Below are 25,857 nucleotides of genomic sequence, written 5' to 3' on the forward strand. Positions count from 1 at the left end.
TAAGCTCAATACCTTATAACCCGTCTCTGCCACCGATATCACTCAACAAAAGTGTGTGCTTCCACAGAGCCTCTTATAGCCGAGTAATCCCTATCGGATGCCTACTGTTAATATCTTAGTATTTAAGCTGCAGCTAATATCCATAACTAGCGAAATCTAAAACTGCTTATTAAACAGTTTCTGTACCCCTTAAGGTCAATACTTCGAAACCAGTCTCGGTGACTAAGATAGTATGTTCCCACAGGGCTGAGAGTTTCTTATCCCGGGTCACCAGGGTCCAGCCATCTTTCTTGGTTTTTATTTTTGCCTGGCCCTGATTGATCATAGGCTCAATGGTAAACGTCATTCCAGGCTTCAAGGTTAAACCTACACCCGGGCGTCCGTAATGCATGACCTCAGGCTCTTCATGCATCTCACGCCCTATGCCATGACCACAATACTCCCGCACTAGGCTATAACCAGACTTCTCAACGTGTTTCTGGATCGCATGACCTATGTCTCCCAGTTTGGCACCGGGTTTAATGGCATTAATCCCCTGCCACATAGCCTCATAGGTGGTATGCACCAACCTCTTTGCCAATGGACTCGCATCGGGTAACAGATAAGCCTTACTCGAATCTGCGATGAAGCCATTCTTCTCCAGCGTAATATCGACATTAACTATGTCGGTACTCTTCAACATATAAATCTCGGAGGGTATGCCATGGCAGACCACCTCATTGACCTAAGTATTGAATGAATACTGAGTGAATATTGATAACCATATTGCCCCTTGCTGGCTTGATCTGAATATCACTCATTAATTTACTTCTACTCCAATTCTTGGTCGCTTTTATCTTAGCGAGTCACTTGGCCTATTTATGCCGGCTTTTCTTGATGAATAATGCCTTCCAAAGACACACTTTCATCTCTGAGGCGTTGCTGCAAGATCTCATAAAAGCTTAACGTCGGGTTCAACTCGGCTAACATGCCGGTCTTAATCCAAAACTCAACCTGAGAGTTGATCGATCTCGACATGACACTACTCGATTTTCTAATCTCTTCATGAAGTTCATCGGAAATTTTAACCAGTCCCAAAATACACCTTTATATGATTTATATATAAAACATATACGTATTGCATATAGAACATGTATAGCCATCAAGCCCTGACTCAAATACCCGTATCAAATAGCCCAGATCCACATCTTCCTCTTCCCCATCAATCATCAATCATCAAATGATAATAATTATCATTTGCATTAAGGTCTTATTCCCTGCTAGCATTGTGCCTACCTCCCGCACATAACAAGGAAAAAATATGCTTCGTACATTTGGTTTGCTGCTCACTATCACACTCTCCTTCTGGTCTCACGAGCTGCTTGCCAGCCAGGGTGATAAGTTTAAGGTCATCACTACCTTCACCGTCATCGCCGATATGGCTAGAAACGTGGCGGGAGATGCCGCTATTGTCGAGTCAATCACCAAACCAAATGCCGAAATTCATAACTATCAAGCGACACCTGGAGACATTCGTCGGGCCCAGGGAGCCGATTTAATCCTGTATAACGGTCTCAACTTGGAACTCTGGTTCAATAAGTTTTTTCAAAACCTCAATGAGGTCCCCCGTACCATAGTCACCCAAGGGATAGAACCTATGGGGATTTCTCAGGGACCCTATTCAGGTAAGCCTAATCCCCATGCCTGGATGTCAGCCCCCAATGCCCTGATCTATGTGGAAAACATCCGTAAGGCCTTAGTCCGCTATGACAGCGACAATGCCGCAATTTATAACACCAATGCCAAACGTTATTCGGCGCAGATCCTCGCCGCCGTCGAGCCATTCAAGGCACAATTAGATGCGGTATCTAAGGAAAGACGATGGCTGGTGACCAGCGAGGGGGCCTTTAGCTACCTGACTCGAGACTATGATCTGCAAGAACTCTACCTTTGGCCCATCAATGCCGATGCTCAGGGCACACCGCAACAGGTAAGAAAGGTTATCGACCAGATGAGACAGCATAAGATACCCGTCATTTTCAGTGAGAGCACAGTATCGGCCAAACCCGCACAGCAGGTGGCACGAGAAACTGGAGCCAAATACGGAGGCATGCTTTATGTGGACTCTTTGAGCAGCAGTTCAGGCCCAGTACCGACCTACATCAGCCTACTGACAAGCACTTTGGACACTATAGCCAAAGGACTAAAAGACTAAATGACTCAGCGAATAGCAGCACTCACTCGAGAACTCACAGTTAACGACATCACAGTCACATACCGCAACGACCTGAAGATAAGCACCTTAAGGACTACAGCCAGATGACAACACTCAATAGCGGACTTATCGTTAACGACATCACGGTCACATACCGCAACGGCCATACGGCGATTTATGACGCCAGCTTTGACCTGCCCAAGGGCTCAATCACGGCGCTGGTTGGCATCAACGGCAGCGGTAAGTCCACCCTATTTAAATCCATCATGGGCTTCGTCACCTTAGCTAAGGGCAAGGTCGAAATCTTGGGTCTGTCGGTTAAACAAGCCCTAAAAAGCAATGTGGTGGCCTATGTACCTCAGAGCGAAGAGATAGACTGGAATTTTCCCGTCTTGGTGGAAGATGTGGTCATGATGGGTCGATATGGCCATATGAACATGTTTCGCATCGCCAACAAGCATGATGAAGAGATGGTGAATATCGCTCTGGACAGGGTAAATATGAGAGCATTTCGCAAGCGTCAGATAGGTGAGCTATCCGGCGGACAAAAAAAACGTATCTTTCTCGCCAGGGCCCTAGCGCAAGAAGGCCAAGTCATCTTACTCGATGAGCCTTTCACTGGCGTGGATGTGAAGACCGAAGATCAGATCATGGACTTGCTGCGTGAGTTACGCGCCGAGGGCAAGGTTATCTTGGTATCTACCCATAACTTAGGTAGCGTGCCCGAGTTTTGTGACAGATGCGTACTCATCAACCGCACTGTACTCGCCGCCGGCCCCACTAAATTGGTATTCACTCAGGAAAATCTGCAACTGGCATTTGGCGGCGTGCTGCGCCACTTCGTCTTGAGCGGTAAAAACCTCCATGAAGATGATGACGCCAGGCAACTGACCTTGCTAACGGATCATGAGCGACCTGTGGTGTTATACGGTGATGACAACAAGGCTCAAGTTGTCAGCAGTGAATAACTATTAATCAGTAGCGCTTACTCAATAGCGCTACAAGTGAACTCTTGATTAAAGTGATTGGCTTAACAGGTGAACCTATGATTGAAACTCTATTACAGCCATTCGAATATGGCTACATGGTAAATGCCATCTTTATCAGCGCTCTGGTTGGCGGCGTTTGTGCCTTCCTATCCGCCTACCTGATGCTCAAGGGTTGGTCCCTTATCGGCGATGCCCTGTCACACTCAATCGTTCCCGGTGTCGCCGGCGCCTATATGTTAGGCCTGCCCTTCGCCCTCGGCGCCTTCTTCTCTGGGGGACTCGCGGCAACGACCATGCTGTTTCTCAGTCAGAGATCTAAACTTAAAGAGGATGCCATCATAGGCTTGATCTTCACCTCCTTCTTCGGCCTCGGCCTGTTTATGGTGTCACTCTCGCCTACTTCGGTGAACATTCAGACCATAGTACTGGGAAATATCTTGGCCATTACCCCGGAAGATACCCTACAACTCCTGCTAATTTCTGGCATATCTTTGATCGTGCTGGTACTGAAATGGCGAGATCTTATGGTGGTCTTCTTCGATGAGAACCATGCCAGAAGCATAGGTCTTAATCCCAATCGCCTAAAGATCCTCTTCTTCACCTTGCTGAGTGCATCGACTGTGGCGGCGTTGCAAACCGTAGGCGCGTTTCTGGTGATAGCCATGGTCGTGACTCCGGGAGCTACTGCTTATCAGCTCAGCGACCGATTTGGCACCCTAGTCATCTTGAGTGTCGCCATAGGTGCCATTACCTCGTTTGTCGGCGCCTACCTAAGCTTCTTTATCGATGGTGCTACCGGCGGCATCATAGTGGTATTACAAGCTTGCGTCTTCGTGCTGACATTTGTATTCGCGCCTAAACATGGCTACTTGGCGGCGAGACGCAGGGCAAAACATTTCTCAGACCCAAGCGTAAACACCATCTCTAAAAACATGTCGCAAACCACACTAGGACAAGTGTCAAAAAACGTCTCAGTGGATACAGGAGTCCCCAATGATCAGCTTGTTTAACTCAGGTCTAGAGACATTACTCTTACCCTTTAGCTTTACCTTCATGCATCAGGCCTTCATGATCGTCCTGTTAGTGGCGATTCCCACCTCTGTGCTCTCCTGCTTTTTAGTGCTCAAGGGCTGGTCCCTAATGGGAGACGCCATTTCCCATTCTGTGTTGCCCGGGGTGATTTTGGCGTATGTGCTATCCATTCCCTATGCCATAGGCGCATTCGCCGCTGGCATGTTCTGCGCCTTAGCCACGGGATTTATCAAGGACAATAGTCGTCTCAAGGAAGACACTGTGATGGGAGTGGTATTTTCCAGCATGTTTGGTTTAGGCTTAGTGCTGATGACTAAAGTTGAGACTGGGGTCCATCTGGACCATATCTTGTTCGGTGATGTGCTTGGAGTGAGCTGGACCGATGTACTCGAAGCTGGGGGAATTGCCCTGCTGGTGATAAGCTTCATCCTCTTCAAGGGACGGGATCTGCTGGTGTTTGTCTTCGACCACCAACATGCCAAAGCCATAGGACTGCCCGTAAATCTGCTACATTATGGTCTGCTGTCGATACTCTCTCTCACCATAGTAGGCGCGCTTAAGGCCGTAGGCATGATTCTGGTGGTCGCCATGCTGATTGCCCCCGGGGCCATCGCCTTTCTGTTGACACGTAAGTTTCAATCTATGATGCTCATCGCCCTATTTATTTCGACCCTGACCTCCTTCTTGGGTGTCTACCTCAGCTTCTTCATCGATAGCGCACCGGCGCCCACCATCATAATGCTGATGACGCTGATTTTCATCTGTGTGTTCTTTTATTCAGGCTATCAGACGAGGCGAACCTCCTCGCTCCTAGGCTCAGAAAATCAACAAGCAAAACAGCAAGGTTTAGCGCCGACCAAGGAGGCTTGCGCCGAATGACGAGTGACGAGTGACGAGTGACGAGTGACGAGTGACGAGTGACGAGTTAATCAGACTAAACAAATGACAATGAGATAAGCAAGCAACGGCTAGCTTAGCCCCTAGCCGCTAATTTAAACCATAGGCAAGCAACACATATCTTGGGTTTTTAAGTCTCTTAAAGGGGAGCTCCGACAAGGCCTTGGAGCAGCGGACTCAAGCCACCAGCCCGTTAATCATCTCAACCGCAAGCTGCAATCACTCATCTTAACTCTCAGACAACTAACCGTTAAGTATCAGCTAAGTACAGTAATCTGAGTTTTCACATCCGCTATTTTAATATCAATCAGTCTAATTAAAACGACTTAATATCAATCAATAAACCGGCTGCGCAGATCTTGTGTCGGCACCATGCAGATATCGCGCTTACCGAAGAGTGAATAGCGCCGACTCCCTAGCCAGTTATAGCAATAATCCCTGAATGAACGAGGCAAGAGCGACAATATTCTCAACAGAGGCCAGAGACCGGACAGATTTTTGCAGATCTCAAGGGCCGCATCGGTACGGGTATAACATTGACCTTGCTTGATAAAAAAGAAGGTATCGCCGTAATCATTCACAAGAGAATATTGACTCATTAAGTCTTTCGCGGCCTCGCTTTGCATAGGCGTAAAGCAAAATATCTGCTTATGATCCCGCTTGATGATGAAGTTAACCGCACCATTGCAGAGATTACACACACCGTCGAATATGATGATATTTCTGGCTTCCATGGCAACTCCTTACCTTTGCTTATACCCATAGGTATTAACCTTAACTGACTATGCCATAAGCTGACTCCCGATTGAATTTATAGAGTGCAGTTAATAGCATAAAAGGCATTCACGGCCACTAAAGATAGCGGTAAAGCTGATACCGTTAGCAGGCAAGACTTAGGCACAATAACGGCAATCAATGAATCTCCTAGCCCTGATGAACAATAAATAACTTAGATGAATATCAGGCATTGTGGCCCAAAGTTTAGGACTTTTCTTAGATTGCAGCAGCACCTAAATACAATCTGTGATCATCATCCTCGCCATTATCTAAGTTAAACCAGAGAGTCAGTAAACTTAAGCACAATTTTGTACAAAAGCATTAGGCATTTATGGGCTATGATGAATCACCACAAGGAGGAGCATCATGGAGCAAGCGGCACTTAAGGCAGACAAGCAAGGTTCTGCTCGACATAGAAGCAATAGCGAAAAAGCGGAATTTACCTTGGCCCAAGAGCTGGGTGGCATAGAGCTGCTCGATGCCAGCTACCAGAAACAGAACTTTTCCCGTCACAGTCATGAAGGCTACACAATTGGTGTGATAGATACTGGTGCCCAGAAGTTCTTTCGCACCGGCAGCAATCACCTGGCGCCGCAGAACAGTATCATATTGGTCAACGCAGATGAGGTACATAACGGCTGCTCTGCCAGTGATCATGGCTGGTCTTATCGCGCCATGTATCCTCTCCCAGAACAATTTTCCTCCATCAACCAGGAATTAGGACTGGCCTCGAAAGGCGCACCTTACTTTCCCGATGCCGTGGTCCACGATAAACCCATGGCCAACATGCTCCGCATGACGTTTCAGACCCTTAAAGAGTCCGATAACCGCCTGCTGCGAGAATCTGTTGTCTACTCCACCATGATTAAACTCATGGCGCGTCACAGTAAGCACAAAGGAGAAAGCCAGACACAGGCCTTAGCTCAGCCTCAGCTGGCATTGGTGAAACAGTTTCTCGACGATCATCCCAGCGCCAATATTTCTCTGGAAGAGCTGGCAGTATTAGCCGGGCTCAGCCCCTTCTACTTAATTAAACAATTTCAGCACACCTTTGGCCTGCCACCCCATGCCTATCAGATCCAAGCGCGAGTCAGACTCGCCAAGCAAAGGATCCGCTGTGGCGATAAGCTACTGGATGTCGCCTTAGCCTGTGGTTTTCACGATCAGAGCCATCTCAACCGCCACTTTAAACGCACCATGGGCGTCACACCAGGCCAATATGCAAAAGAGTTTACTGGTATAAATAACTGCAAGTTTGTACAAGCCAGCGGATCTCAGATAGGTTAGCTTAGTGATTAATGTGACCAATAGAAGTGATCAACAGATTAATGAGTTCTCAAATACAAGCATTAAAGCATGATGGAAAATTTAACGGTTTCTTGAAGGGATCCTTAGCTGTGATGCCTTTGACTATAGCCGTCATTCCCTGGGGGATTTTAGCTGGCTCCTTTGCCCTAGACGCCGGACTGTCTCCTTTCGAGAGCCAGGCCATGTCTATCATCATTTTCGCTGGCTCGGCGCAGCTGGTGGCACTGGGCATGATTAAAGCTGGCGTTGGCTTAACCAGCATATTAATCACCACCTTACTCATCACCTCACGGCACTTCCTTTATGGCATGGCCATGCGTCCCCAAATTAGCCCCCTGCCACTCAAGTGGCGACTAACCTTAGGTTTTCTGCTAACCGATGAGCTCTTTGCCATCGCCAATCAAGGTAAACAGCACAAACTGGACCCTTGGTATGCCTTCGGCGGCGGCTTTAGTTTTTATCTGGGTTGGAACCTGGCCACGGCGGCCGGCATTATCGCGGGTCAAACAATCCCAAATCTTGACAGCTGGGGACTCGATTTCGCCATTGCAGCCACCTTTATCGCCATTGTAGTTCCTTCGGTAAAGAAACCTTCGGTGCTATTTTGTGTACTCGTCTCTCTCGTCAGCGCTGTGGTCTGTAAGCTATTCGCCATTCCCGCTGGATTGATCATCGCGGCACTACTTGGCATGACCAGCGGCACACTCTACGCCAAGCTTACGGGAGAGAAAACATGATTTGGTTGACGATTTTAGCCATGGCGGCTCTAGTATTTGCCAGTCGATATCTGTTTCTGGAGCCAAGGCTGCCGGTGCGTTTAAGCAAGAATACCTTAGCCTTCTTGAGCTATTCAGCCCCAGCCGTACTCACAGCCATTTTCGCTCCCATCGTATTTATTCGACAAGACCAGTTAGATTTGAGCTTAGATAACAGCTATTTGATATGCGCAATCTTAGCTGCATTCTTGGCATATACCACACGCAGTGTCCTGTTAACCACAGTGCTAAGCATGGGGCTCTTCTTCGTGATTCACTAGGATAGAAATACAAATGACTTCGAGTATAGATTTGGAACAGCCAAGAATGAAGGTGACTTGTCATGTTAGATACGTAATAAACCCGGAAATGATTGAGGAGTTTGAACACTATGCCAAACTCTGGATCCCGCTAGTTGAAAGGTTTGGTGGTCAACATCATGGCTACTTTCTGCCTAGCGAGGGAGCAAATGATATCGCTTTAGCCTTATTCTCTTTCCCTAGTCTGGCTGTTTACGAAATTTATCGGAATAATTCAGCCAAAGATACAGCTTGTCTCGCTGCATTTGGCTATGCCAAAAAACATAAATTCATTTTAAGATATGAGCGTAATTTTATGCGCCCTGTACTTGGCTAGTATTTATGGACACGACTACAAACATAATGGTTACTCTACTGCGCTTCCATCGCCTCGATATAGTCCTGCATCTCCTCACCGGGCCTCACATCAAAGTGTCGCCCTAAATTGGTGAGTCCGGTGATCCTGTCGACCCTGAAAGCTCACACCAGGCGAGCAAGGTCCAGGTAACCTTCCAAAGTTAGACTTGAACTTAGATAACAGCTTAGATAACAGCTATTTGATATGCGCAATCTTAACTGCCTTTTTGGCATATACCACACGCAATGTCCTGTTAACCACAGTGCTAAGCATGGGGCTCTTCTTCGTGACTCACTAGGAATACTGCGCTTCCATCGCCTCGATATAATCCTGCATCTCCTCACCGGGCCTCACATCAAAGTGTCGCCCTAAATTGGTGAGTCCGGTGATCCTATCGACCCTGAAATTACGAAAATCATCCCTAAGCTCACACCAGGCAAGCAAGGTCCAGGTTCCCTTCCAAAAATAGATGGCCAGAGGACGGATCTCTCGCTGGGTATTAGCCTCTTTAACATCCCTATATTCCATCGACAGGTATTCCCGTAATCTGGATGCTATTCTCAACACATCGAGAAATTTAAACTCATCACTGTCGATATAAAAGTCTGGGGCAAACATCAGCGACTGATAATTCTGCAAGCGCGCAGGTAGCACGGCTTCGACCTTGATCATCGCCTGCTTGGCGGCGCTGGAGAGCTCTTTACCGCCCCAGGCTTGTACCATACGCATGCCAACTTGAATCGCTTCTAGCTCGGCTTCATTAAACATCAAGGGCGGGACATTAACCTCATGGCGCAGCAGGTAACCGACACCGGCCTCACCTTCGATAGGGATACCACTAAGGCAGAGATCCTGCACATCTCGATATATGGTTCGAGTCGACACTTCCAGCCGCTCAGCCAGCTCTTTAGCCGTGGTTAAACGACGATGACGCAGTAGTTGAACTAGCTGAAATAATCTGTCAGCTCGGCGCATGACTCACCTCCATATTGAGTGTCCATATTGAGCATCTAACTGCTTGCATCTGGATCTAAAAACACTGGCTGGGCAAACATATACATCCACTAAATGAAAAGTGCTAAGCCTGAGGCTTAGCACACTCTAGAGTACGAAATTAAGATTATTTAAGCTTGACACCAATATAGATATCGACGCCTTCATTGGAGCTGTAGCACTCATAATCCGTGCCATAACTGCGCTCAAATTGACAATTATCTGCACTAAAATAGTGCCACACCTGCCCCCAAAGACGGATCACTGCGGCAGGCATCTCGCCAATGGCACTAAAACGCAGGTAGTCTCCACCAGCTAACGTCAGTCCAGTCAGTTCCGAATTATCGGCTTCCACTTGAGTGAATCCTGCCACCCATCCCGCGAGAACAGAGAACTCACCATTATGATCGGATTCATAATCATAGTAACTGCCATAAATTGGCGAACTTATATTGTTCTGGATATCAGCACGGCCCATAAACTGCTGCCATAGAGGCCCAATTTTCTGAGTATGGCTATCTTGCTCGGCACGATTGGATGTTCTTACCATCAGTCCGCTTAACTCAATCACATCTTGGTTTACCAAGACTGGCGAAACCACATCTTCCTTAATAGCAGTCATCTGCTCTCCTTTGATCTACAGCCATTTTACCGGCTCGAGTAATATCAGCCAGACATGAGCCGGATCAAATCCAGCCCACATTCTCGCTATCCACAACTAACAACTATTTATCTTTTGACCACAAGCCAACGGTATTGCCTTCGCTGTCTTCAAATAATGCGATAAAACCACACTCACCCTCCTTAATAGCCATGATAGGAAGGAGCACTTTTACGCCAGCTTGAGTAATGCTCTCAACCAGAGGAGACAGAGTTTCACTCAAGTGAAGATATAGCACACTACCATGGGCCGACGGCTTCATCATCTCATGTTTCACTAGGCCAATACTGGCAGCTTCCTTGTCCTTCGTTTCTAGAATCGCCATCTCCATATCATTCATGACTTCGCGTTTAAAACTGACACCAAAATGCTTACCATAAAACTCAACGGCTCTATCCATATTTTCGACGGCTATTTCGCCCCAGACTAACGGTGCTTGATGTAACATATTGAACTCCTTGTAAATGCTTTTCTACTAAGCGGATACTCGACATGAGTACTTCTCTCTTAGTGCCAAACAAGGATAATCCACCACTACTGACAGCATAGTGTCAGTAGTGTTTAAATATTCTGGAACATTACCTCTAACCTGAAGGTGATAATGGCTTGATCTAACCTATCTGTGTCGACCTCTTTACTCCAGTTATACTCAGGGGTGATTTCGAAGAATAACCAGTCCCTGGCGAAGTTTTGCCGATAGGTCACGGCGACCCGGGCATTTTCCACATAATGATAAGGCGTATCGACCCCATAAATACTGGCAATATAGTTAAGCGCTTGCTTGCTACTAATGTAATGATACAGATTAACACTGCTGCCAAACTCCCAACCATTATTGCGATTTTCATATTGAATAACCGCGCTCCAACGCAATAGAAAATCCTCATCGAACGAGTGCTCGATATCGAATTCGCTAGACTCTCCAGTCACTTTCTTCTCTTGATAGATTTTCTGTGTTAACCGAGCTAAGGTGCCTTGGGAGATGGGATAGGTATAGCGCCACCTCGCTTCTAATTTAGGCTTAAAGTTCGCCTTAATATTGAAACTGACTCTGTCTTTAGCATACCAGTCATATCTTAGTCCTATATCAGCCTCTCCTTCATCATCGGGTCCTTTCATAAAAGCGAATGGATCGTCCAACCCTTGGGAGTCAATAATCAATTTAAGCTTCTGGTTGGCCCCAGGAAGATTAAATCGAGCATTAATATTGGCCCTATATTTGAAGCCTTCTTTCTCATAATAAGAAAAATCATTGGTCCAGCGAACTAAGGTACCGGCCCGAGCATCCTCCAGGGTACGTTCATCGACAAAGAAGTTGTCGAACCAGATCGCAGGCTGGCAAAACTTAGTATTGAGATAATCGAAGGCTTGATCGAAAGCTGTATCATCAGCGGAATGGGTTAAACAGGGATCTATGACCTCTGCAGCTTGAGCGGGGATGGCATGATCTGGGTCTTTCTCTATTACAGGCTTTGTAACCTCTTGGCCATCGACTTCTTGCTCATTAACGTCCAAATCAGTGAAGCGCCCTGTATCGGTCACCACAGCAGACTGGTTAACCTCACAGACCAGAGCTTCAATCTGAACTTGGCCCTTAGCTTGAGTCATGGTCAGAGCCATAAAGGTCAGTGTGAGTGAAAATAATAAGCTTCTAGCCTGCAACTAGGTATATCCAATCTAATACAAATAATGAGTTCGCAGATGCTAGCATCTATCACCTAATGTTGTAAAAAATAGTAATAATTTCAAAAGGACTAAAGCTTAAACAAAGCGATAAGACATTTCTATCTTGATTCACTGAGCTGTTTGGATATTCACTGATGTGCTGAAGATTCAATCTGCTCTATCGTTTACACCAAACACCAAACACCAAACACCAAAAAATGTTGAACCCAACTGGCGGATATTTTAAACATATTATCCACCAGCTAGGTTCATCCTCAGACTATTACTGAGGCAAGGACGCCTGATGAGCTGCAATAAAAGAGTCCATCTCGGCTTGAGCCCGAATCTGAACGCTCTCTAAGCTATCATCACTGCCCATACTCGCCACCACTTCGTAGTAACACTTAATCTTAGGCTCAGTGCCCGACGGCCTGACGATGACGCGGCCTCCCCCTTCTAGTTTAAAGATAAGCACATCGCTGGCGGGCAGAACGATAGCTTGGGTGTTGCCATCTTTAAAGGTTCGCAGACCACAACTGATATCATCTGTGCTCAATACCTGCTTGCCGGCTATCACACTGGGTAAATTCTTACGCAGATATGCGCCTATGTTTGGCGTAGTGGGCTTAAGCGCTATACTCACCTGAGCATTGAGGTGGAAACCATGCTCACGATAGATATCTTCTAATCTATCCCATATGGTCTTGCCTTGACTGGCAAGCTCGGCAGTTAACTGTGCAAACGCCACCAGTGCAGATAAACCGTCTTTATCCCACACCATAGAGCCAACCATATAGCCTAAAGCTTCTTCATAGGCAAACAAGCACTGGTTATCCTCAGTCTGCTCCGCCATAGCAACATTTGTTAGCCACTTAAAGCCTGTCAATGTGGTCAAGCAGGTCCCATCCAGACTCGCGGCCACTTTCGATAATAGGCTTGAAGACACGATAGTTGTACAAGTCAGGCGCTGATTTTTTTCCGCGTGGCTCATCAGATAATGACCAAACAATACACCTACCTGATCCCCTGTGAGCATCTGATAATCACCGGCCAGAGTACGAACGGCAACCGCAAAACGGTCGGCATCGGGATCGTTAGCACAAGCCAACATGGCGCCGTGCTTCTTCGCCTCGGCGATCACAAGATCCATCGCCCCTTTCTCTTCGGGATTAGGGAAATTCACCGTAGGAAAATCACCATCAGGCTCACGTTGGGCTGCTACCGAATAGACCTGAGTCACGCCTGCATCTGCCAGTACAGTCTCGGCCATTTCGGCGCCAACGCCGTGCATGGCTGTGTATGACAGACTCACCAGCTCAGGCTTAGTATGATTTTGCAGTACGGCTGCAGCTTTGATCCCTTGACGATAGCTTTGATAGAAATCATCTTCCAGCATGACCAGCTTGCCCTTGTTGCTGGCTGACTCGAGATCCAGTAACTTGATAGACTCAGTTGCCACCTTCTCGATACACGCCGCAATGCCTGAGTCATGAGGCGGGATGATCTGCGCCCCATTGCCCCAATACACCTTATAGCCATTGTACTGAGGTGGATTATGACTCGCGGTCACCACAATTCCCGCCGCGGCATCGAGATGAATCACCCCGAATGCCACTAGAGGAGTCGGCGCTACCTTAGAGGTCAGATAGACTTTGATCCCCATGGCACTGAGTACGCCTGCGGCATCTTCGGAAAATTGCTTTGAATCGTGGCGACCATCGTATCCGATGACCACACCACGAGTATCAAGATCACTGACTTGCTGCTTAAGATAGGCTCCAAGGCCTGCCGAGGTCTGCTGTACTACCAAGCGATTCATCCCCATGGGGCCCGCTTCAACTACGCCTCTGAGCCCTGCAGTACCAAATGCCAATCGCCCCGAAAAACGCTGCTGTAACTCAGCTTCATTGCCGTTATCCATTAGCCCCTGCAGCTCCTGTCGAGTACGGGGATCTGGATCTTGCTCAAGCCAATGTTTAACCCTAAACGCTAACTGTGTATCCATAATTCACTTCACCTGGTAAAAATTGTGCTGCCTGGCCTAGATTGCCATCGACAACTGAAAATAGTTATCATTAACCCTAAACCTAGCCTCTATAGAGAACAAGAAAATTTGCACTTAAAAAGGCAAGATTGAGAAGAAACCATGATATTGATAATCATAGCTATGTCTTTAATCGGGATGAGCGCCAAACCAAAAGACTAAAATAACCTCAGTAGTGATAAAGCCAATATAATAAACAAACTTTGATTATCAGATAATGTAAAATAGCGGCTATCGCAATCAGCTACTTCTTAATTTTATGTCCCCAAATTTACCAAATGTACTCGAATCCCACCTGATTATTAACAGCCTAGAACTCGATGCCGCATCTTTACTGGCAGCAGACACTGAGCTGTCTAAGCAACAGATAAAGCAAGCGATGAACAAGGGAGCAGTTTGGTTAACACGGGGCAAACAGACCCAAAGACTCCGCCGTGCCAAGCGAGCATTAAAGCTTGGCGATGAACTGCACCTGTATTACAACCATCAAGTGTTAGCACACAAGGTCGATGCTGCCGAGTTGATATTCGATGGGGGCCAATACAGTATCTGGTACAAGCCCTATGGCATGTTGTGTCAAGGTTCTAAATGGGGCGATCATACGACCATTAACCGTTACGCCGAGACTCACCTCAGCCCAGACCGTCCGGCATTTATCATTCATCGACTCGACAGAGCCGCAACCGGACTGGTACTCATTGGCCACAGTAAGAAAACCACAGCGGCGCTGGCTAAACTATTTGAGCTAAGGCTGCTCGATAAGTACTATCAGGTCATAGTAGAAGGTCAATTTAACTTAGGCCAACAGGAGTCTGTCACCATAGGGACTGATGTGGATGGCAAAGCTGCCTGCTCCCATGCAAAATTACTCCAATATGATGCTGAACGTGGGCGTTCATTGGTACAGGTTAAAATTGAGTCGGGACGTAAACACCAGATCCGCATTCATATGGAATCTATTGGATATCCAGTTGTTGGAGATAGACTCCACGGCGTAGCGAAAGAAGATGAACTGAATCTGCAGCTTACCTCTTGTTATCTTAAATTTACCTGTCCCATCACAGACGAGATAAAAGAATTTGAACTGCCACAGAGATTAAGGCCTAAACTCAGCGCTTGCTGAACCTGAAACTTATGCCAAAAGATATCAAGCATCTACGCAACTTAAGTCCATGTACTTAAAAGAGATGCTAGAAAACGAATAATAAAAGATGCTAGAAAACGAATAATAAAAGATGCTAGTAGCTAGCAATAAGGCAATCCCCATAAAGTTAGCCGCAGCTATTGCGGCTAACTGCTAAGCCCACTTAGAGTGATACCCTTGGTATGATTAAAATCAATGGACCTATTCAGCCAACGATTCTACTACCCACTTCTGCAGTCCATCTGTGTCCGTCATCTTGCCCTGATACAGATATTGTGGAATATAAGACTGATTATTTGCCCTTGGACGATCTCGATAGACTTTTTGAGCCAATGAGAACCGACCCAGACCACTTTTGAGTGTAACCATACGTACGTCCATATAGACAGTATCGGCCGAAGTCTCCTCACCCATATGAACAAGACCTGGAATAGATAAACTTAGATCGGCAAAATCGAGACAGGCACTGCCGCAATAACTGTCGGTCAATAGCACTGTTTTTCCCTTATAGAGAGAAGGTTCTGTTATAAGTTTTGGCGTCACCTTACTACTGGTCTCGCTCTCCTCACTGCTACTAGCCTCTTTGACAAAGATATCTCCACTAAGCAAAGATGCCTTCATATCCTGCCCAGTCTGATAGAATTCTTTGAATATCTCACTATCAGCGCCAAACTGAGTCAGTATGCTGCCATTTATACTCTCCAGATAAGCAATGTTTTCAGAGCTGACCCGCCATAGTGCATAGCTATTATCTGGAGCATGCTCAATCACATTGTCGATATACTCCTTACCATAGAGCTCACTGGCAAGGTTTACTCCCCACTGTGAACTTCCTCCACCATTGCCTCGTACATCAAACACTAGCAGTTCAGCATTTCTTAAGGCTTTCATCTGTTTTATTATGGCCTTCAATTGAACTTCTTCGTCTGCATTTGGATAAAAATTAGGGAGCGTCACCCAATAGTGATTAGGCTTAAACTCAATGAGCTCAAACTGACTAGGTAAGTTCCCAAGTTTGAGTTTATTGATCAGTTTTGTTGTTGAGGTTTTCTTCCAGCTAAGTTTATAGCTCTGCTGCTTACCTGAAATTTCAAATAGGCAGGTTTCTGGATGTGTACGCTCACCAATACCATCATCTATCAGTATTTTTTTAGCATAACGAATTTTCTTGGAGTTAACTTCAAGGTTGTTGAAACGATATTTTAATATCTCATCATTCATTATCTTAGAGGGGTTACGGCCATCGCAGCTAATCAATGAGGCTCCTAACGGAGGAAGCTCAGATGACCAGTTTTTTTCCTGATAAGAGACCCGATAATCACGGCCTCGCTTAGCTAGCCCTATGCCAACCCATGTCTGCGTTCGTGCTTGATAGTTAAGACTCAGACCAAAGTGGCCATCGGCAAAACCTGACACATAATATCTTAAGGTATTGAGTGTATCTTGAAGGGATTCAGCTTGGTTTGCACGGGTAATTCCCTCTCGATACCCTTGCTCTAACCAATCACTAAAATAGGGATTATCATCATCTACCGCCCCGGGGTGATCGGCTTTTACCGTCTGATAGATCTGCTTGAGATCGGTAACAGCAAGCTGTGCCCAAGGATTGTTTGAACCATCCTTTACGGCCTCAATTGAGGCGGTATTTGCAGCTTCGGCCGATACATCTGATGTGTAAAACACAAGGCTAAGGCTAGCCCCTAGGGTTAAAGCAAATGAGAGAGGTTTCAACATGTCCTATATATTCCTTTAGTTAAGACGTGGTTATTATCAATAAAAACTAACAGAAAATAATAAGGATAAAATTAATCCAGTCTCTGCCAGACTTCTACTTCTTTAAGTACACCTTCCTCGATGCGCTTGGTATGCAGCTCTTGACCTTTAATTTGATATTCGAAGGCAAATGACTCTCCTGGCGTTACGCCGAAAGAGTTAAGTTGAGGATATTCGATATATAGGCTGTCAGTAAACTCATAGCGTCCCGTACCTGCGGCCCAAAACTCTTGCTTGTTCTCACCATCAGCTTGCTCAATCTCTTTCATGGTAGTGAAGCTAAAATGGGAGGACGAAATAACCTTGATGGCTTGCAAATTAAGTTTTTTATAGTCCTGCCATTCACCCTTATCATCCAGATACTTGCCCGATTCTAGCTGCCAACTACCGATAAAGGGGTTGACCATTAGCTCGCTTGCTAGTGCCCTGGAGCTTAATGAGAGTAAAGAGAAAACCAACGAGATTGAGACTAAAACAGATAAGAGCGGACGACTTGGAGCGAGCATACATCTTCCTTGATAGAGCTCGGGCATATTTTATTCAAGATGCCCAGACTGGATTGATTTAAGACTTGAGATACTCTGTCAGTTTTACCATTCCTTGGTCAATGCTAATAATAGGAGAATATCCGAAATCTGTTTTTGCAGCCGAGATATCGAAATAGTGACTGGTCGACAGTTGTTTAGCCACAAAACGGGTCATCATGGGCTCATCTGTCTTACCAAGACAGCCATAGACGCTTTCGAGCACAACACCAACGGCATAGGCTAGGCCAGCGGGGACCCTTTTGGTCACTTCGGGCAAGTCAACGCAGGCTAATATTTTATTCAGCATGGCAGCCATGGTGATCGGCTCGTCATTACTGAGGTAATAGGCTTTACCCGCAGCCGACGCATCCTCACTACAGAGGTTTACCGCGGCCAATATATGGGCGTAGGCCGCGTTACCCACATAGATGGTATCCACCAATTTATCTTCTTTGCCGACTAACTTGAGTCGTCCAGATTTTGCTCTCTCTATGACACGCGGTACCAGATGAGGATCTTCAGGCCCCCAGATAAGATGAGGGCGCAACGCCGTTGTTTTCAGTGCCTGACTATTGGCCTCGAGCACCATCTGCTCGGCAACGGCTTTAGACTCGCCATAATGATTCAGATAGTTAGCGGCGTACGGGGCACTCTCGTCTATGCCAGATTCATCTTCACCGGCAAAGGTCACACTAGGCGTACTGGTGTAGATTAGCTTACTGATTTTGAGTTGCTGACAAGCGCTGATGATGTTGGCAGCACCATCCACATTCGGCAAAAAGTAGCTCTGTTTGCTGCCCCAAACACCCGCTTTAGAAGCCACATGAAAAACCAGATCGCAGCCTTTCATAGCATCAAGAACTGCCGTTTTATCGGCTATATCGCCTCTGACCATAATCACGCCCATAGCGGTCAACTCAGGGTAATCACCTCGGGCAAAACCTGTCACCTTGATCCCGGCCGCCAATAAACGCTGGCAGATTGCCTTACCTAAGAAACCTCCTGCCCCAGTGACAAAGCCATGACTCGCCTTGCCCTTCAATGCCGCAAGAGCGGCCTGTTCCAAAGTATGAAACTCTTCTAAAACAGGTGAGGCAAGCTGTGATTTTACAGAGACATGACTAGCTAACATGGATTATTCCTTATGCTTTTTCTGGGCCCAGACGGCTAGTTTCTCACGAAAAATCTTAGCGTTATGGCGAATATCGACGGGGAATTCAGGATGGATTAGAAAACGTTTGATACCCAGAGTCTGGCTATGTTGCTCGGCGATGGCATTGAGCTCGGCATATAAGCTAGCGCCTAAAGAGCATGCCAGAGATTTATCCAGCTCAATACACAATAGAGGCACAAGCTCTGGGATACCTGCATCCCTGGTGATCTCAACGCCAACTAATGCGCTGCGCTTAACTTGGGGATGGGTATTGAAGATGCGTTCACTGGGGATGGAAAAATAGCGTTTACCACAACTGGCATCGACTCTATGGGCCTTACGACCACACATCCATAACTTGCCTTCGCTGTCTAGGTAACCGAGATCGCCCATACGATGACGTATCATGTCACCATCTTTAATCTTAGCCTGCTCAGTCGCGCTATCACGGCGGTAATAGCTGCGGCTCACCATGGGGCCTTTAACGACTATCTCGCCTATCTTACCGGCCTCGAGTCTCAATGACTCGCTCCAGTGAATTATGGGGTTGTCGTTGATCTCTATGATGGCTATGTCCACCCCTGAGATGGCTTCCCCGACACAAATCCCGCCGCCGTCATCTGTGATGGCCGTGGTATTAAACAGAGCCTGGCTGCCCATCTTACTCAGAGGCAGTGACTCGGTAGCGCCGTAGGAATTAAGCACTTCTACCCCATCACTGAGCATCTTGCTGAAATGCTTGATAGAGGAGATAGTCGCCGGAGCACCTGCGGATATGACACGCTTGATGCTTGGCAGCTTATGCTGGATCATATCTATGCCCTGTCCAGCTTGCACACCCGCTTGCCCCAATCTCTCAATCAAAGCCGGATTAACAAACATGTTGCTGCATTGATACTTTTCGATAGCGGCAAACAGATAATCTGGATTAGCCTTTATCGGCTTACTTGCATCCATCTCGGGGATAATCGAGGCCATGCCTAATGCAGGCCCAAATAGAGAAAATAATGGAAAAGTGGCCAAGTCACGTTCACCAGGCTCGATGCCGTAATCATCTCTTAGAGCAGTTATCTGCGCTTCAAACATCTTATGGGAGTAAACAACCCCCTTGGGCGTTCCTGTACTGCCACTAGTAAACAAAATAGCGGCCATCTCATCTTGGTCTAGCCAGATCATCTCATAGGGCTCTGATGAGCCCAGTGCTGCGAGTTCTTCCAGCGTGACTCCCCCAAACAAACTGCGACCGCCTACGGTCACCAAATGCTTAACCGACCTCTTGCCCCAACCAAATAGCTTACGAGCCAAGTGCGCCTTAGGTATGCCGATAAAGGCATCTGGCTCTGATTCGATGAAACATTGCTTGAGGTTCTTCACTCCCATGCCCGGATCAACCAAGATAGGCACTACTCCCGCCTTAAACAGGGCGAAGGTTAATGTGAAAAAGTCGACACTCGGAGTCACCATCAACACGGCCTTCATGCCACGCGTTATCCCGTAGGCATTTAAACCATGGGCTAAACGATCACTTTGTTGATTAAGCTCGGAAAAGTTGAGCTCTTGATATTCCAGGGTCTTGGCAGAGAAAAAAGACCCCATAGCTGTTTGTACCACTACGGCGAGGTCATCAGGGGAATGGCTTGCTGCACTTATGAGGTGACGACAGAGATTAGCAGCCGCTCTTGTGTGAATCTCGCTGTGACTTTCGCTGTGTTCTACTGTTGAAGAGTGGTTGGCAGTTAAAGAGGCTGACATGTTCGATGACCTTTCTCATTGCTTATAATTAAATAAGCGGCCAATTTAGGCCGCTTATTTGTATCTTGTCCTCTCGCTAGAAAGCTAACCGCGAGTATTAAACCGCCGTAGAGTCGCTGTTCATAAACTGAGTGATATGACCGACGACTTCATCGCTGGCATCTTCAAGAATATAGTGGCCGCAATCTGCAAATTCATGCACGCTCGCATGGGGCATCTCTACTTTCCACTGGGCCAGAAAATGCTTATCGAAAACGAAGTCTTTAAGACCCCAACAGATCATAGTCGGCACATTGGCAAACTTTGGCAGGCTGGCGGCAATTTCAGAGACCAATTCATAGTTTCTGTCACCCTCTTTGAGGGGGATATCCTGTACAAATCTCAAGGTTGAGATCCGGTTAGCCCAGGAATTGAAAGGTGCCACATACGCTTTACGTATCTCACTGGGCATAGGTTTACGCTTAACACCGACATAGGAAGCTATGGATGAAAACGCATTGAAACCTCGAACCAGAGCCGTGCCTAACAAGGTATTACGGCAGATCCACAATGGCCAGGGAAACGGCTTAGATTGAGGAAGATGAAACGCGCCGGTATTCAGAATTACCAGACGTTTTATCCGCTCTGGATAACGCGCAGCATAGCCCATGCCTATCATCCCGCCCCAGTCGTGTACGACTAAGGTGATGTTCTCTTTTACATCTAGATGTTCAAGCAAGGCTTCGAGATCGTCGATACGATTCTTTAATGTGTAGTCGTAACCGCTGTCATCAGGCTTATCAGATAGACCGCAGCCAATATGATCTGGCACGATACACTGATGGTTACTGCTCAGAGCAGATACCACATTTCGATAATAGAAAGACCAGCTAGGATTGCCATGAACCATGACCACAGGCTCACCTTGGCCTTCATTTACGTACTGTAACTTATGGCCGTTTCTGTCGAGATAATTGCGCTTGAAGGGAAACAGAGTGTCTAACATGACTCTTCCTAAATATTCTTTGCATCATCGCGCCTCAATATTGAGGCGCATAACGTGGTTATGTGAGGTATAGGACTGAAACGCTCGAAGTGTGCATTACAGACTGTAATGCGTTACCACTTGATCCCAAGCATCATGCAGTTAAGTCCACTGCCTATACCTAAGAAACTCACCTGATCGCCCTTCTGCAGGAATCCCTGATCGTGAGCGATTGCTGCTGTGACAGGCAGAGAGACTGTGCCCATGTTGCCCAGCAGTTGATAAGTAGGAAACTCTTTCTCTGGGGGAATATCCAGTGCATTAAGCACCTTCAGTCGGTTTGCTGACCCAACCTGATGGCAGATCACTTTATCGACCTGCTCCACCACCCAGTCACGCTGCTCCAGGAAATGACTCCAGGTATGACGGGCAAGCTCTACTCCCTCTTTGAGTAGTGTCACACCATCGGTGCGCATAAACTCACGGTAGAGTTGTAAACCAGCTTCCTGCAGGCCCCATTGACATAAGTTATGGTGCTCAGGTGCTGAAAGGTGACTCGCGCCTAAAAGCTGATGTTGACGATCGGTATTCAACGGCAAGCTGCCATCGGTAAGCAAGACAGCCACCGCGCCAGAGCCACCGGTTAAGGTTGCCAGCGACTGGGCATAATTTTGCATGGTTTGATCGGCCAACATATTATCTATAGTGATATCGACAATATGACGGGCAGATTCACAGGAAACCACTAAACCCGCCTTAATTTGACCAAGTTCGATGCGGTTAGCAATATCTAAGATACCTGAAAGTACCCCAAGACAAGCATTACTGATGTCATAGATGGCGGTATTTTTTGACACACCAAGCTCGGCAGCGATACGACACGCCGTAGCGGGCTCATGTTGATCGCGGCAAACCCCGGTATACACCACGGCGCCTAAGTCGCTGACTTTTACACCCGTTTCATCAATGGCTTTGTGGGCCGCGGCCAGAGCACCGTCTGATAATCTATGGCCTTTTGGCCACCAACGACGCTCGGTGATCCCGGTTAATGCGGCAAGTTGCCCCATAGGGATACGAAACTTCTTATATAGTGGTGCCAAACGAGATTCTAATTCGGAAGTGGTAACCACTTCAGGTGCCAGTTCATATGCCAGGCTATTGATAAATACTCGGGAATATTTCATGAAACAGTATTATTTCGCTCACAATATCGGCGCGACTTCAGCCAATAAGTATTATTATTTAGTATTAACCCATCATTTGAGCAAGAAAAGGCTAATGATTCAATAAAAAACCGTCATAGGTACGTTTTTTTCATCAAAAAACTCCATTTTTCATCAAAAAACAAAGTCTAAAAGAATAAAAACAAACATGACTTATTATATTTTAACTATAAAAACATACGCTTAGATAATCCTTATAGGTTAATCATTAATTTTCTGGTTTTTCAGCCAAAATTAGGGCGTTTCTTGGGGTAATCGCTTCACTACAGAATTTGGTTAGCTTTACCGAGTAACCTCGCTCTTCGAGAAAACAGACTCTGTCGAGCAGTAACCAGTGTTCCAGAATTGCACGAAACAGATGGGCAACCAGATCGATTCGCCGAGTGAGTCTATGTCTCTGAACGCCTAATTCGAGATAAACGTTAACATCCAGATCCTCAGATAATACCACAGACTTTTTCTCAGCAGCCCAATAACAGAATGCTGCAAAACCGTTATTCAACTGACTCTGCTTTATCGATGGAATGGGTAGGTATCGCGTGCTTCGATTCACCTCACGCTGCAAGGAATCGAATCCCAGGCGCCAAACTATCTCTTTATGACGATACTCCACCTGTTTAGCATTGGCTATGGTGCTGTGTTGCAATGGCACCTGCAGATCATGTGGAGATAACACCAATTCACTTTCTAATACCACTTCAGACATACCCAGATACCGCTCAGCTTGAATAAGATGATAACAGCAGGGAGAGATCATAATGGATCGAGTATTTGCTTGGGATGCAAGCCTTAGTAAGCGCACATGAAGATCGCCACAGGCATGCAGTGCTACGACCTGTTGATCCCGCTTTAGCTTAGACTGCTGAGGAGCAAATGCATCGGCGCAGATAAATCTCTGAGGCAAATGCCACTTATCGGCAAATTTTGTCCCTTCATCACACAGAGAACGCTGCCACTCCAGACTTATAACCGGACGAGAATGCGCCTTGGCGATGAATCGACCAAGATGCCCCTTTCCAGCACACCACTCCAGAACTTCGCTGCTATCTTGCTTGATTTGAGCCGTAAATGCCGTGATCTGTGACCATTTCCGACCTTTTATTCCAGTGCTGAAATGTGAGGCCTCCTTGTCAGATAACAGATTAGTTAGGGGCTGCTTTTGGCTTGAATCCTTGTCAGCCAAAACTTGCTGTAGCAAGTCCAGTTGCCAGGGGGACTCATTGCGGTCTAAATCACGCTGCAGCGCTGGCAGCAACTCAGCATTTAGCTTAGCTTGCACCTTATCGAGTTTATCGATATCGACATCAGCAATAGACCACACTTTTTCAGCCAAACTAGGGAAGTGTTTCTCCCAGGGTAATTGAATGCAGTCGAACGCCTTAACCTGCCATAGCTCTCGGCTCTGAACTAATAATGTATCGAGTTGCTTGAGTCGCTGGCGATGGAAGGTTTCTTGCAAGGTATAGGCACTCATTTTTCTAAGTAAAAGACATAAGGAAAGACAGAGGAAAACAGGGCAAAGACAAGAACAACGGCTAACTCTCCATGATGTAAAGTTAGCCGCTAGCCTAGATTATAAAGCAGAAGTGAGTTCATGAAAATAGGGCCTAGAATCTAGGAACAAGTTCCTAGGCCTTGCTTTCTATCGCCTTACAAGGCGTGAGGCGAAGAAAACCACCAGGCTGTAATTCAATAAGCTTCTAGCAATTAAGTTTTTATCGTCTCTTTACTTAATTTGTTAGCTTTCTTATTTCCCATTCTCTTACCCAAGCAGACACTAAGACCCAATTGAGCGAGAGGCGAAGAAAACCACCAGTCTGTAATTCAGTAAGCTTCTAGCTATAAATCTTCTAGCAATTAAGTTTTTATCGTCTCTTTACTTAATTTGTTAGCTTTCTTATTTCCCATTCTCCTACCAAACCAGACACCAAGACCCAATTGGAGAAAAGGCGAAGAAAACCACCAGGCTGTTTATTAGCTAGCTTTTAGCTTTTTATAGCCTTGCTAGCTTTCTTGCTTTCCATTCTCTTACCTAACCAGACTCCGAGACCCAATTGGAGAAAAGGCGAAGAAAACCACCAGGCTGTTCATTAGCTAGCAATTAGCTTTTTATAGCCTTGTTAGCTTTCTTGCTTTCCATGCGCTTACCTAAGAAGACGCCTAAACCAAGAGGAGCGAAGAAAACCACCACTAAGAAGAGTACGAAATAGAGGATCAGACTCTTAAGTGTCTTGGTTAGCTCCTGAAACACCACCTCTACTGTATGTTTAGATATCTCATCTAAGTTAGCCGCCGCAGCGATACGCTCTCTGACGACCATATCCTCCAGAGCCAAACGCTCATTCTTAACCATCAACTCTAATGCCTGACGCTCTACCGATAGCTGTACAAGCTTATCATCGGTGGAGTCGCTGAGCTGTTGCAGTAAAGGGGTCAACTCACGACGCATATCCACGGCTAGATTCTGCATCATCTCAGGGCTCTGTGCCATCAGCTCCTGAAACTTTGCCGATGTATCACTGATGCTCACAAGCGTTGCCTGAACATCTTCGGCATTGATATTGGAATGCAGCGCATAAAGCTCGGCTTTCCAGCCTAAAAGCTTGGGCATCTGCTCAGAGATCATCGCCATACGATCTGAAACATCGCTCATCACTTCCGGCACTGAGCCGAAGGTAGTCACAGCTTCAAATTCATTGACCTCTCTAAATATTAACCAATCATTGAATGCCGACTTACGACTAAAGGTGATATCTGTGAGTGGGTTATCCACAACGTACTTTTGGATAAATTCGCGGTTCTTGTTGAAATCGGCCTGAGATAAGAAGCCCTTAACCGTCTTCTCAAACTGTGCCTCTAATGCCCGACTGGTCTCAATAACCTGGGCTTGCTGTGCACCAAATAAGGTTTTACCCGCCCCAGTCTCATAAAAGTCACTCATCTGCGCCGTAAATGCCCAAGTATCAAGCATGGCTGCGACTGGTGAAGATTGGAAAATAGTCCTCTGCAGAGCCTGTTCAGCATTGATCTTCCACATCAGAGCGTTAGATCTCAGCTGGATATCTTGTTCATCGATAGATTCAAGCGCGGAAACTTGGTCAGCAGTCTGTTCGACCTGACTATAGAAGGTGCTACTAAAATCGCGGCTAAATACCCGCATATTAAGCTGCTCTTGTGGTAGTGGCACCACAGCACTTTCAAATTTAACTTCTAACAGAGAACATGCCGAAGTTAGCAGACCCAACACAACAAAAACACTTAAGCGTAGCAAAGCTTTCATAAAGCCCCCAGTAGCTTTTCACAATCCATTGAAAAGCTAAAATAAATTAAAAAACATACCTAAAAATTC

24 protein-coding genes and 2 pseudogenes are annotated in these 25,857 nt (G+C 46.4%); 10 read left to right on the forward strand and 16 right to left on the reverse strand.

All coding sequences use genetic code 11. The annotated features are described in order from the left end of the window. Positions 1-169 precede the first annotated feature (169 nt). Both map and SVI_RS14250 read right to left on the reverse strand, forming a co-directional pair. A pseudogene (gene map / locus SVI_RS14245) lies at positions 170-780 on the reverse strand (type I methionyl aminopeptidase); the annotation flags it as partial. A 78-nt stretch (positions 781-858) separates the two neighbouring features. After that, positions 859-1,077, reverse strand: coding sequence for a ParD-like family protein (locus tag SVI_RS14250; RefSeq protein WP_013052293.1), 219 nt, complete (start codon positions 1,075-1,077; stop codon positions 859-861). A gap of 223 nt (positions 1,078-1,300) precedes the next feature. Between SVI_RS14250 and SVI_RS14255 the strand changes: the two genes are divergently transcribed. The 4 genes from SVI_RS14255 to SVI_RS14270 all read left to right on the forward strand — a co-directional run bounded on the left by SVI_RS14255 (position 1,301) and on the right by SVI_RS14270 (position 5,094). Continuing rightward, on the forward strand, positions 1,301-2,194 hold the full coding sequence (locus tag SVI_RS14255) for a metal ABC transporter substrate-binding protein (RefSeq protein WP_013052295.1): 894 nt from the start codon (positions 1,301-1,303) through the stop codon (positions 2,192-2,194). A gap of 104 nt (positions 2,195-2,298) precedes the next feature. Then, complete coding sequence (locus SVI_RS14260) at positions 2,299-3,162, forward strand: manganese/iron ABC transporter ATP-binding protein (protein WP_013052296.1); 864 nt, start codon at positions 2,299-2,301, stop codon at positions 3,160-3,162. Positions 3,163-3,239: 77 nt separating this feature from the next. Next, positions 3,240-4,193 carry a metal ABC transporter permease gene (locus tag SVI_RS14265; RefSeq protein WP_013052297.1) on the forward strand — a complete coding sequence of 318 codons (954 nt, stop codon included), beginning with the start codon at positions 3,240-3,242 and terminating at the stop codon, positions 4,191-4,193. Next, on the forward strand, positions 4,177-5,094 hold the full coding sequence (locus SVI_RS14270; RefSeq protein WP_013052298.1) for a metal ABC transporter permease: 918 nt from the start codon (positions 4,177-4,179) through the stop codon (positions 5,092-5,094). Before SVI_RS14265 ends, SVI_RS14270 begins: the two co-directional genes overlap by 17 nt. Positions 5,095-5,444: 350 nt before the next feature. On the opposite strand, the gene SVI_RS14275 is transcribed toward SVI_RS14270, so the two are convergent. Then, on the reverse strand, positions 5,445-5,846 hold the full coding sequence (locus SVI_RS14275) for a thiol-disulfide oxidoreductase DCC family protein (RefSeq protein ID WP_013052299.1): 402 nt from the start codon (positions 5,844-5,846) through the stop codon (positions 5,445-5,447). A 409-nt stretch (positions 5,847-6,255) separates the two neighbouring features. On the opposite strand from SVI_RS14275, the gene SVI_RS14280 reads away from it, so the two are divergent. From SVI_RS14280 to SVI_RS21155, 5 genes and pseudogenes are all read left to right on the forward strand, one after another. After that, positions 6,256-7,176, forward strand: a complete 921-nt coding sequence (locus SVI_RS14280) for an AraC family transcriptional regulator (RefSeq protein ID WP_013052300.1) — start codon at positions 6,256-6,258, stop codon at positions 7,174-7,176. A gap of 41 nt (positions 7,177-7,217) precedes the next feature. Continuing rightward, positions 7,218-7,934, forward strand: coding sequence for an AzlC family ABC transporter permease (locus tag SVI_RS14285; protein ID WP_013052301.1), 717 nt, complete (start codon positions 7,218-7,220; stop codon positions 7,932-7,934). Then, complete coding sequence (locus SVI_RS14290) at positions 7,931-8,233, forward strand: AzlD domain-containing protein (RefSeq protein ID WP_013052302.1); 303 nt, start codon at positions 7,931-7,933, stop codon at positions 8,231-8,233. The genes SVI_RS14285 and SVI_RS14290 overlap by 4 nt, the downstream gene beginning before the upstream one ends. Before the next feature lie 13 nt (positions 8,234-8,246). Continuing rightward, the gene (locus tag SVI_RS14295; RefSeq protein WP_013052303.1) at positions 8,247-8,588 is read left to right on the forward strand and encodes an NIPSNAP family protein; all 342 of its coding nucleotides are present in this window, start codon (positions 8,247-8,249) and stop codon (positions 8,586-8,588) included. Between the two features lie 193 nt (positions 8,589-8,781). Next, positions 8,782-8,907 (forward strand): annotated as a pseudogene (locus SVI_RS21155) (AzlD domain-containing protein); the annotation flags it as partial. On the opposite strand, the gene SVI_RS14300 reads toward SVI_RS21155, so the two are convergent. The 5 genes from SVI_RS14300 to SVI_RS14320 form a co-directional block, all read right to left on the reverse strand. Then, the gene (locus tag SVI_RS14300) at positions 8,904-9,584 is read right to left on the reverse strand and encodes a helix-turn-helix transcriptional regulator (protein WP_013052304.1); all 681 of its coding nucleotides are present in this window, start codon (positions 9,582-9,584) and stop codon (positions 8,904-8,906) included. The pseudogene SVI_RS21155 and the gene SVI_RS14300 sit on opposite strands and share 4 nt — an antisense overlap. Positions 9,585-9,729: 145 nt before the next feature. Then, a complete protein-coding gene (locus SVI_RS14305) occupies positions 9,730-10,224 on the reverse strand; it encodes a GyrI-like domain-containing protein (RefSeq protein WP_049791106.1) in 495 nt (164 codons plus the stop codon). Positions 10,225-10,327: 103 nt separating this feature from the next. After that, positions 10,328-10,711 (reverse strand): VOC family protein, encoded by a 384-nt coding sequence (locus tag SVI_RS14310; RefSeq protein ID WP_013052306.1) that lies wholly within the window; start codon positions 10,709-10,711, stop codon positions 10,328-10,330. A 113-nt stretch (positions 10,712-10,824) separates the two neighbouring features. Next, positions 10,825-11,925 (reverse strand): hypothetical protein, encoded by a 1,101-nt coding sequence (locus tag SVI_RS14315; protein ID WP_231847729.1) that lies wholly within the window; start codon positions 11,923-11,925, stop codon positions 10,825-10,827. 286 nt (positions 11,926-12,211) lie between these two features. Then, positions 12,212-13,933, reverse strand: coding sequence for a phospho-sugar mutase (locus SVI_RS14320; RefSeq protein WP_013052308.1), 1,722 nt, complete (start codon positions 13,931-13,933; stop codon positions 12,212-12,214). Positions 13,934-14,231: 298 nt separating this feature from the next. Between SVI_RS14320 and SVI_RS14325 the strand changes: the two genes are divergently transcribed. Next, the gene (locus SVI_RS14325; protein WP_013052309.1) at positions 14,232-15,095 is read left to right on the forward strand and encodes an RluA family pseudouridine synthase; all 864 of its coding nucleotides are present in this window, start codon (positions 14,232-14,234) and stop codon (positions 15,093-15,095) included. A 222-nt stretch (positions 15,096-15,317) separates the two neighbouring features. On the opposite strand, the gene SVI_RS14330 is transcribed toward SVI_RS14325, so the two are convergent. The 8 genes from SVI_RS14330 to SVI_RS14365 all read right to left on the reverse strand — a co-directional run bounded on the left by SVI_RS14330 (position 15,318) and on the right by SVI_RS14365 (position 25,788). Next, positions 15,318-16,850, reverse strand: coding sequence for a S41 family peptidase (locus SVI_RS14330; RefSeq protein WP_013052310.1), 1,533 nt, complete (start codon positions 16,848-16,850; stop codon positions 15,318-15,320). Between the two features lie 71 nt (positions 16,851-16,921). Further along, the gene (locus SVI_RS14335) at positions 16,922-17,395 is read right to left on the reverse strand and encodes a hypothetical protein (protein ID WP_041419972.1); all 474 of its coding nucleotides are present in this window, start codon (positions 17,393-17,395) and stop codon (positions 16,922-16,924) included. Between the two features lie 58 nt (positions 17,396-17,453). Next, complete coding sequence (gene oleD / locus SVI_RS14340) at positions 17,454-18,548, reverse strand: 2-alkyl-3-oxoalkanoate reductase (protein WP_041419973.1); 1,095 nt, start codon at positions 18,546-18,548, stop codon at positions 17,454-17,456. A 3-nt stretch (positions 18,549-18,551) separates the two neighbouring features. Beyond that, entirely contained in the window at positions 18,552-20,321 is a 1,770-nt protein-coding gene (oleC, locus tag SVI_RS14345; protein WP_013052313.1) for an olefin beta-lactone synthetase, read from the reverse strand. Between the two features lie 97 nt (positions 20,322-20,418). Beyond that, positions 20,419-21,306, reverse strand: coding sequence for an alpha/beta fold hydrolase (locus SVI_RS14350; protein ID WP_013052314.1), 888 nt, complete (start codon positions 21,304-21,306; stop codon positions 20,419-20,421). Positions 21,307-21,419: 113 nt separating this feature from the next. Then, entirely contained in the window at positions 21,420-22,469 is a 1,050-nt protein-coding gene (locus SVI_RS14355; protein ID WP_013052315.1) for a 3-oxoacyl-ACP synthase III, read from the reverse strand. 247 nt (positions 22,470-22,716) lie between these two features. Continuing rightward, positions 22,717-23,982 carry a methyltransferase gene (locus SVI_RS14360; protein ID WP_041419974.1) on the reverse strand — a complete coding sequence of 422 codons (1,266 nt, stop codon included), beginning with the start codon at positions 23,980-23,982 and terminating at the stop codon, positions 22,717-22,719. A gap of 627 nt (positions 23,983-24,609) precedes the next feature. Then, positions 24,610-25,788 (reverse strand): hypothetical protein, encoded by a 1,179-nt coding sequence (locus SVI_RS14365; protein WP_013052317.1) that lies wholly within the window; start codon positions 25,786-25,788, stop codon positions 24,610-24,612. Between the last annotated feature and the right edge of the window lie 69 nt (positions 25,789-25,857).

Source organism: Shewanella violacea DSS12 (genome assembly GCF_000091325.1).
Classification (GTDB): domain Bacteria; phylum Pseudomonadota; class Gammaproteobacteria; order Enterobacterales; family Shewanellaceae; genus Shewanella; species Shewanella violacea.

Coding starts and splice junctions, on each gene's coding strand:
- SVI_RS14255 (WP_013052295.1), top strand. CDS start 1,301: ATGCTTCGTACATTTGGTTTGCTGCTCACTATCACACTCTCCTTCTGG.
- SVI_RS14260 (WP_013052296.1), top strand. CDS start 2,299: ATGACAACACTCAATAGCGGACTTATCGTTAACGACATCACGGTCACA.
- SVI_RS14265 (WP_013052297.1), top strand. CDS start 3,240: ATGATTGAAACTCTATTACAGCCATTCGAATATGGCTACATGGTAAAT.
- SVI_RS14270 (WP_013052298.1), top strand. CDS start 4,177: ATGATCAGCTTGTTTAACTCAGGTCTAGAGACATTACTCTTACCCTTT.
- SVI_RS14275 (WP_013052299.1), bottom strand. CDS start 5,846: ATGGAAGCCAGAAATATCATCATATTCGACGGTGTGTGTAATCTCTGC.
- SVI_RS14280 (WP_013052300.1), top strand. CDS start 6,256: ATGGAGCAAGCGGCACTTAAGGCAGACAAGCAAGGTTCTGCTCGACAT.
- SVI_RS14285 (WP_013052301.1), top strand. CDS start 7,218: ATGAGTTCTCAAATACAAGCATTAAAGCATGATGGAAAATTTAACGGT.
- SVI_RS14290 (WP_013052302.1), top strand. CDS start 7,931: ATGATTTGGTTGACGATTTTAGCCATGGCGGCTCTAGTATTTGCCAGT.
- SVI_RS14295 (WP_013052303.1), top strand. CDS start 8,247: ATGACTTCGAGTATAGATTTGGAACAGCCAAGAATGAAGGTGACTTGT.
- SVI_RS14300 (WP_013052304.1), bottom strand. CDS start 9,584: ATGCGCCGAGCTGACAGATTATTTCAGCTAGTTCAACTACTGCGTCAT.
- SVI_RS14305 (WP_049791106.1), bottom strand. CDS start 10,224: ATGACTGCTATTAAGGAAGATGTGGTTTCGCCAGTCTTGGTAAACCAA.
- SVI_RS14310 (WP_013052306.1), bottom strand. CDS start 10,711: ATGTTACATCAAGCACCGTTAGTCTGGGGCGAAATAGCCGTCGAAAAT.
- SVI_RS14320 (WP_013052308.1), bottom strand. CDS start 13,933: ATGGATACACAGTTAGCGTTTAGGGTTAAACATTGGCTTGAGCAAGAT.
- SVI_RS14325 (WP_013052309.1), top strand. CDS start 14,232: ATGTCCCCAAATTTACCAAATGTACTCGAATCCCACCTGATTATTAAC.
- SVI_RS14330 (WP_013052310.1), bottom strand. CDS start 16,850: ATGTTGAAACCTCTCTCATTTGCTTTAACCCTAGGGGCTAGCCTTAGC.
- SVI_RS14335 (WP_041419972.1), bottom strand. CDS start 17,395: ATGCTCGCTCCAAGTCGTCCGCTCTTATCTGTTTTAGTCTCAATCTCG.
- oleD (WP_041419973.1), bottom strand. CDS start 18,548: ATGTTAGCTAGTCATGTCTCTGTAAAATCACAGCTTGCCTCACCTGTT.
- oleC (WP_013052313.1), bottom strand. CDS start 20,321: ATGTCAGCCTCTTTAACTGCCAACCACTCTTCAACAGTAGAACACAGC.
- SVI_RS14350 (WP_013052314.1), bottom strand. CDS start 21,306: ATGTTAGACACTCTGTTTCCCTTCAAGCGCAATTATCTCGACAGAAAC.
- SVI_RS14355 (WP_013052315.1), bottom strand. CDS start 22,469: ATGAAATATTCCCGAGTATTTATCAATAGCCTGGCATATGAACTGGCA.
- SVI_RS14360 (WP_041419974.1), bottom strand. CDS start 23,982: ATGAGTGCCTATACCTTGCAAGAAACCTTCCATCGCCAGCGACTCAAG.
- SVI_RS14365 (WP_013052317.1), bottom strand. CDS start 25,788: ATGAAAGCTTTGCTACGCTTAAGTGTTTTTGTTGTGTTGGGTCTGCTA.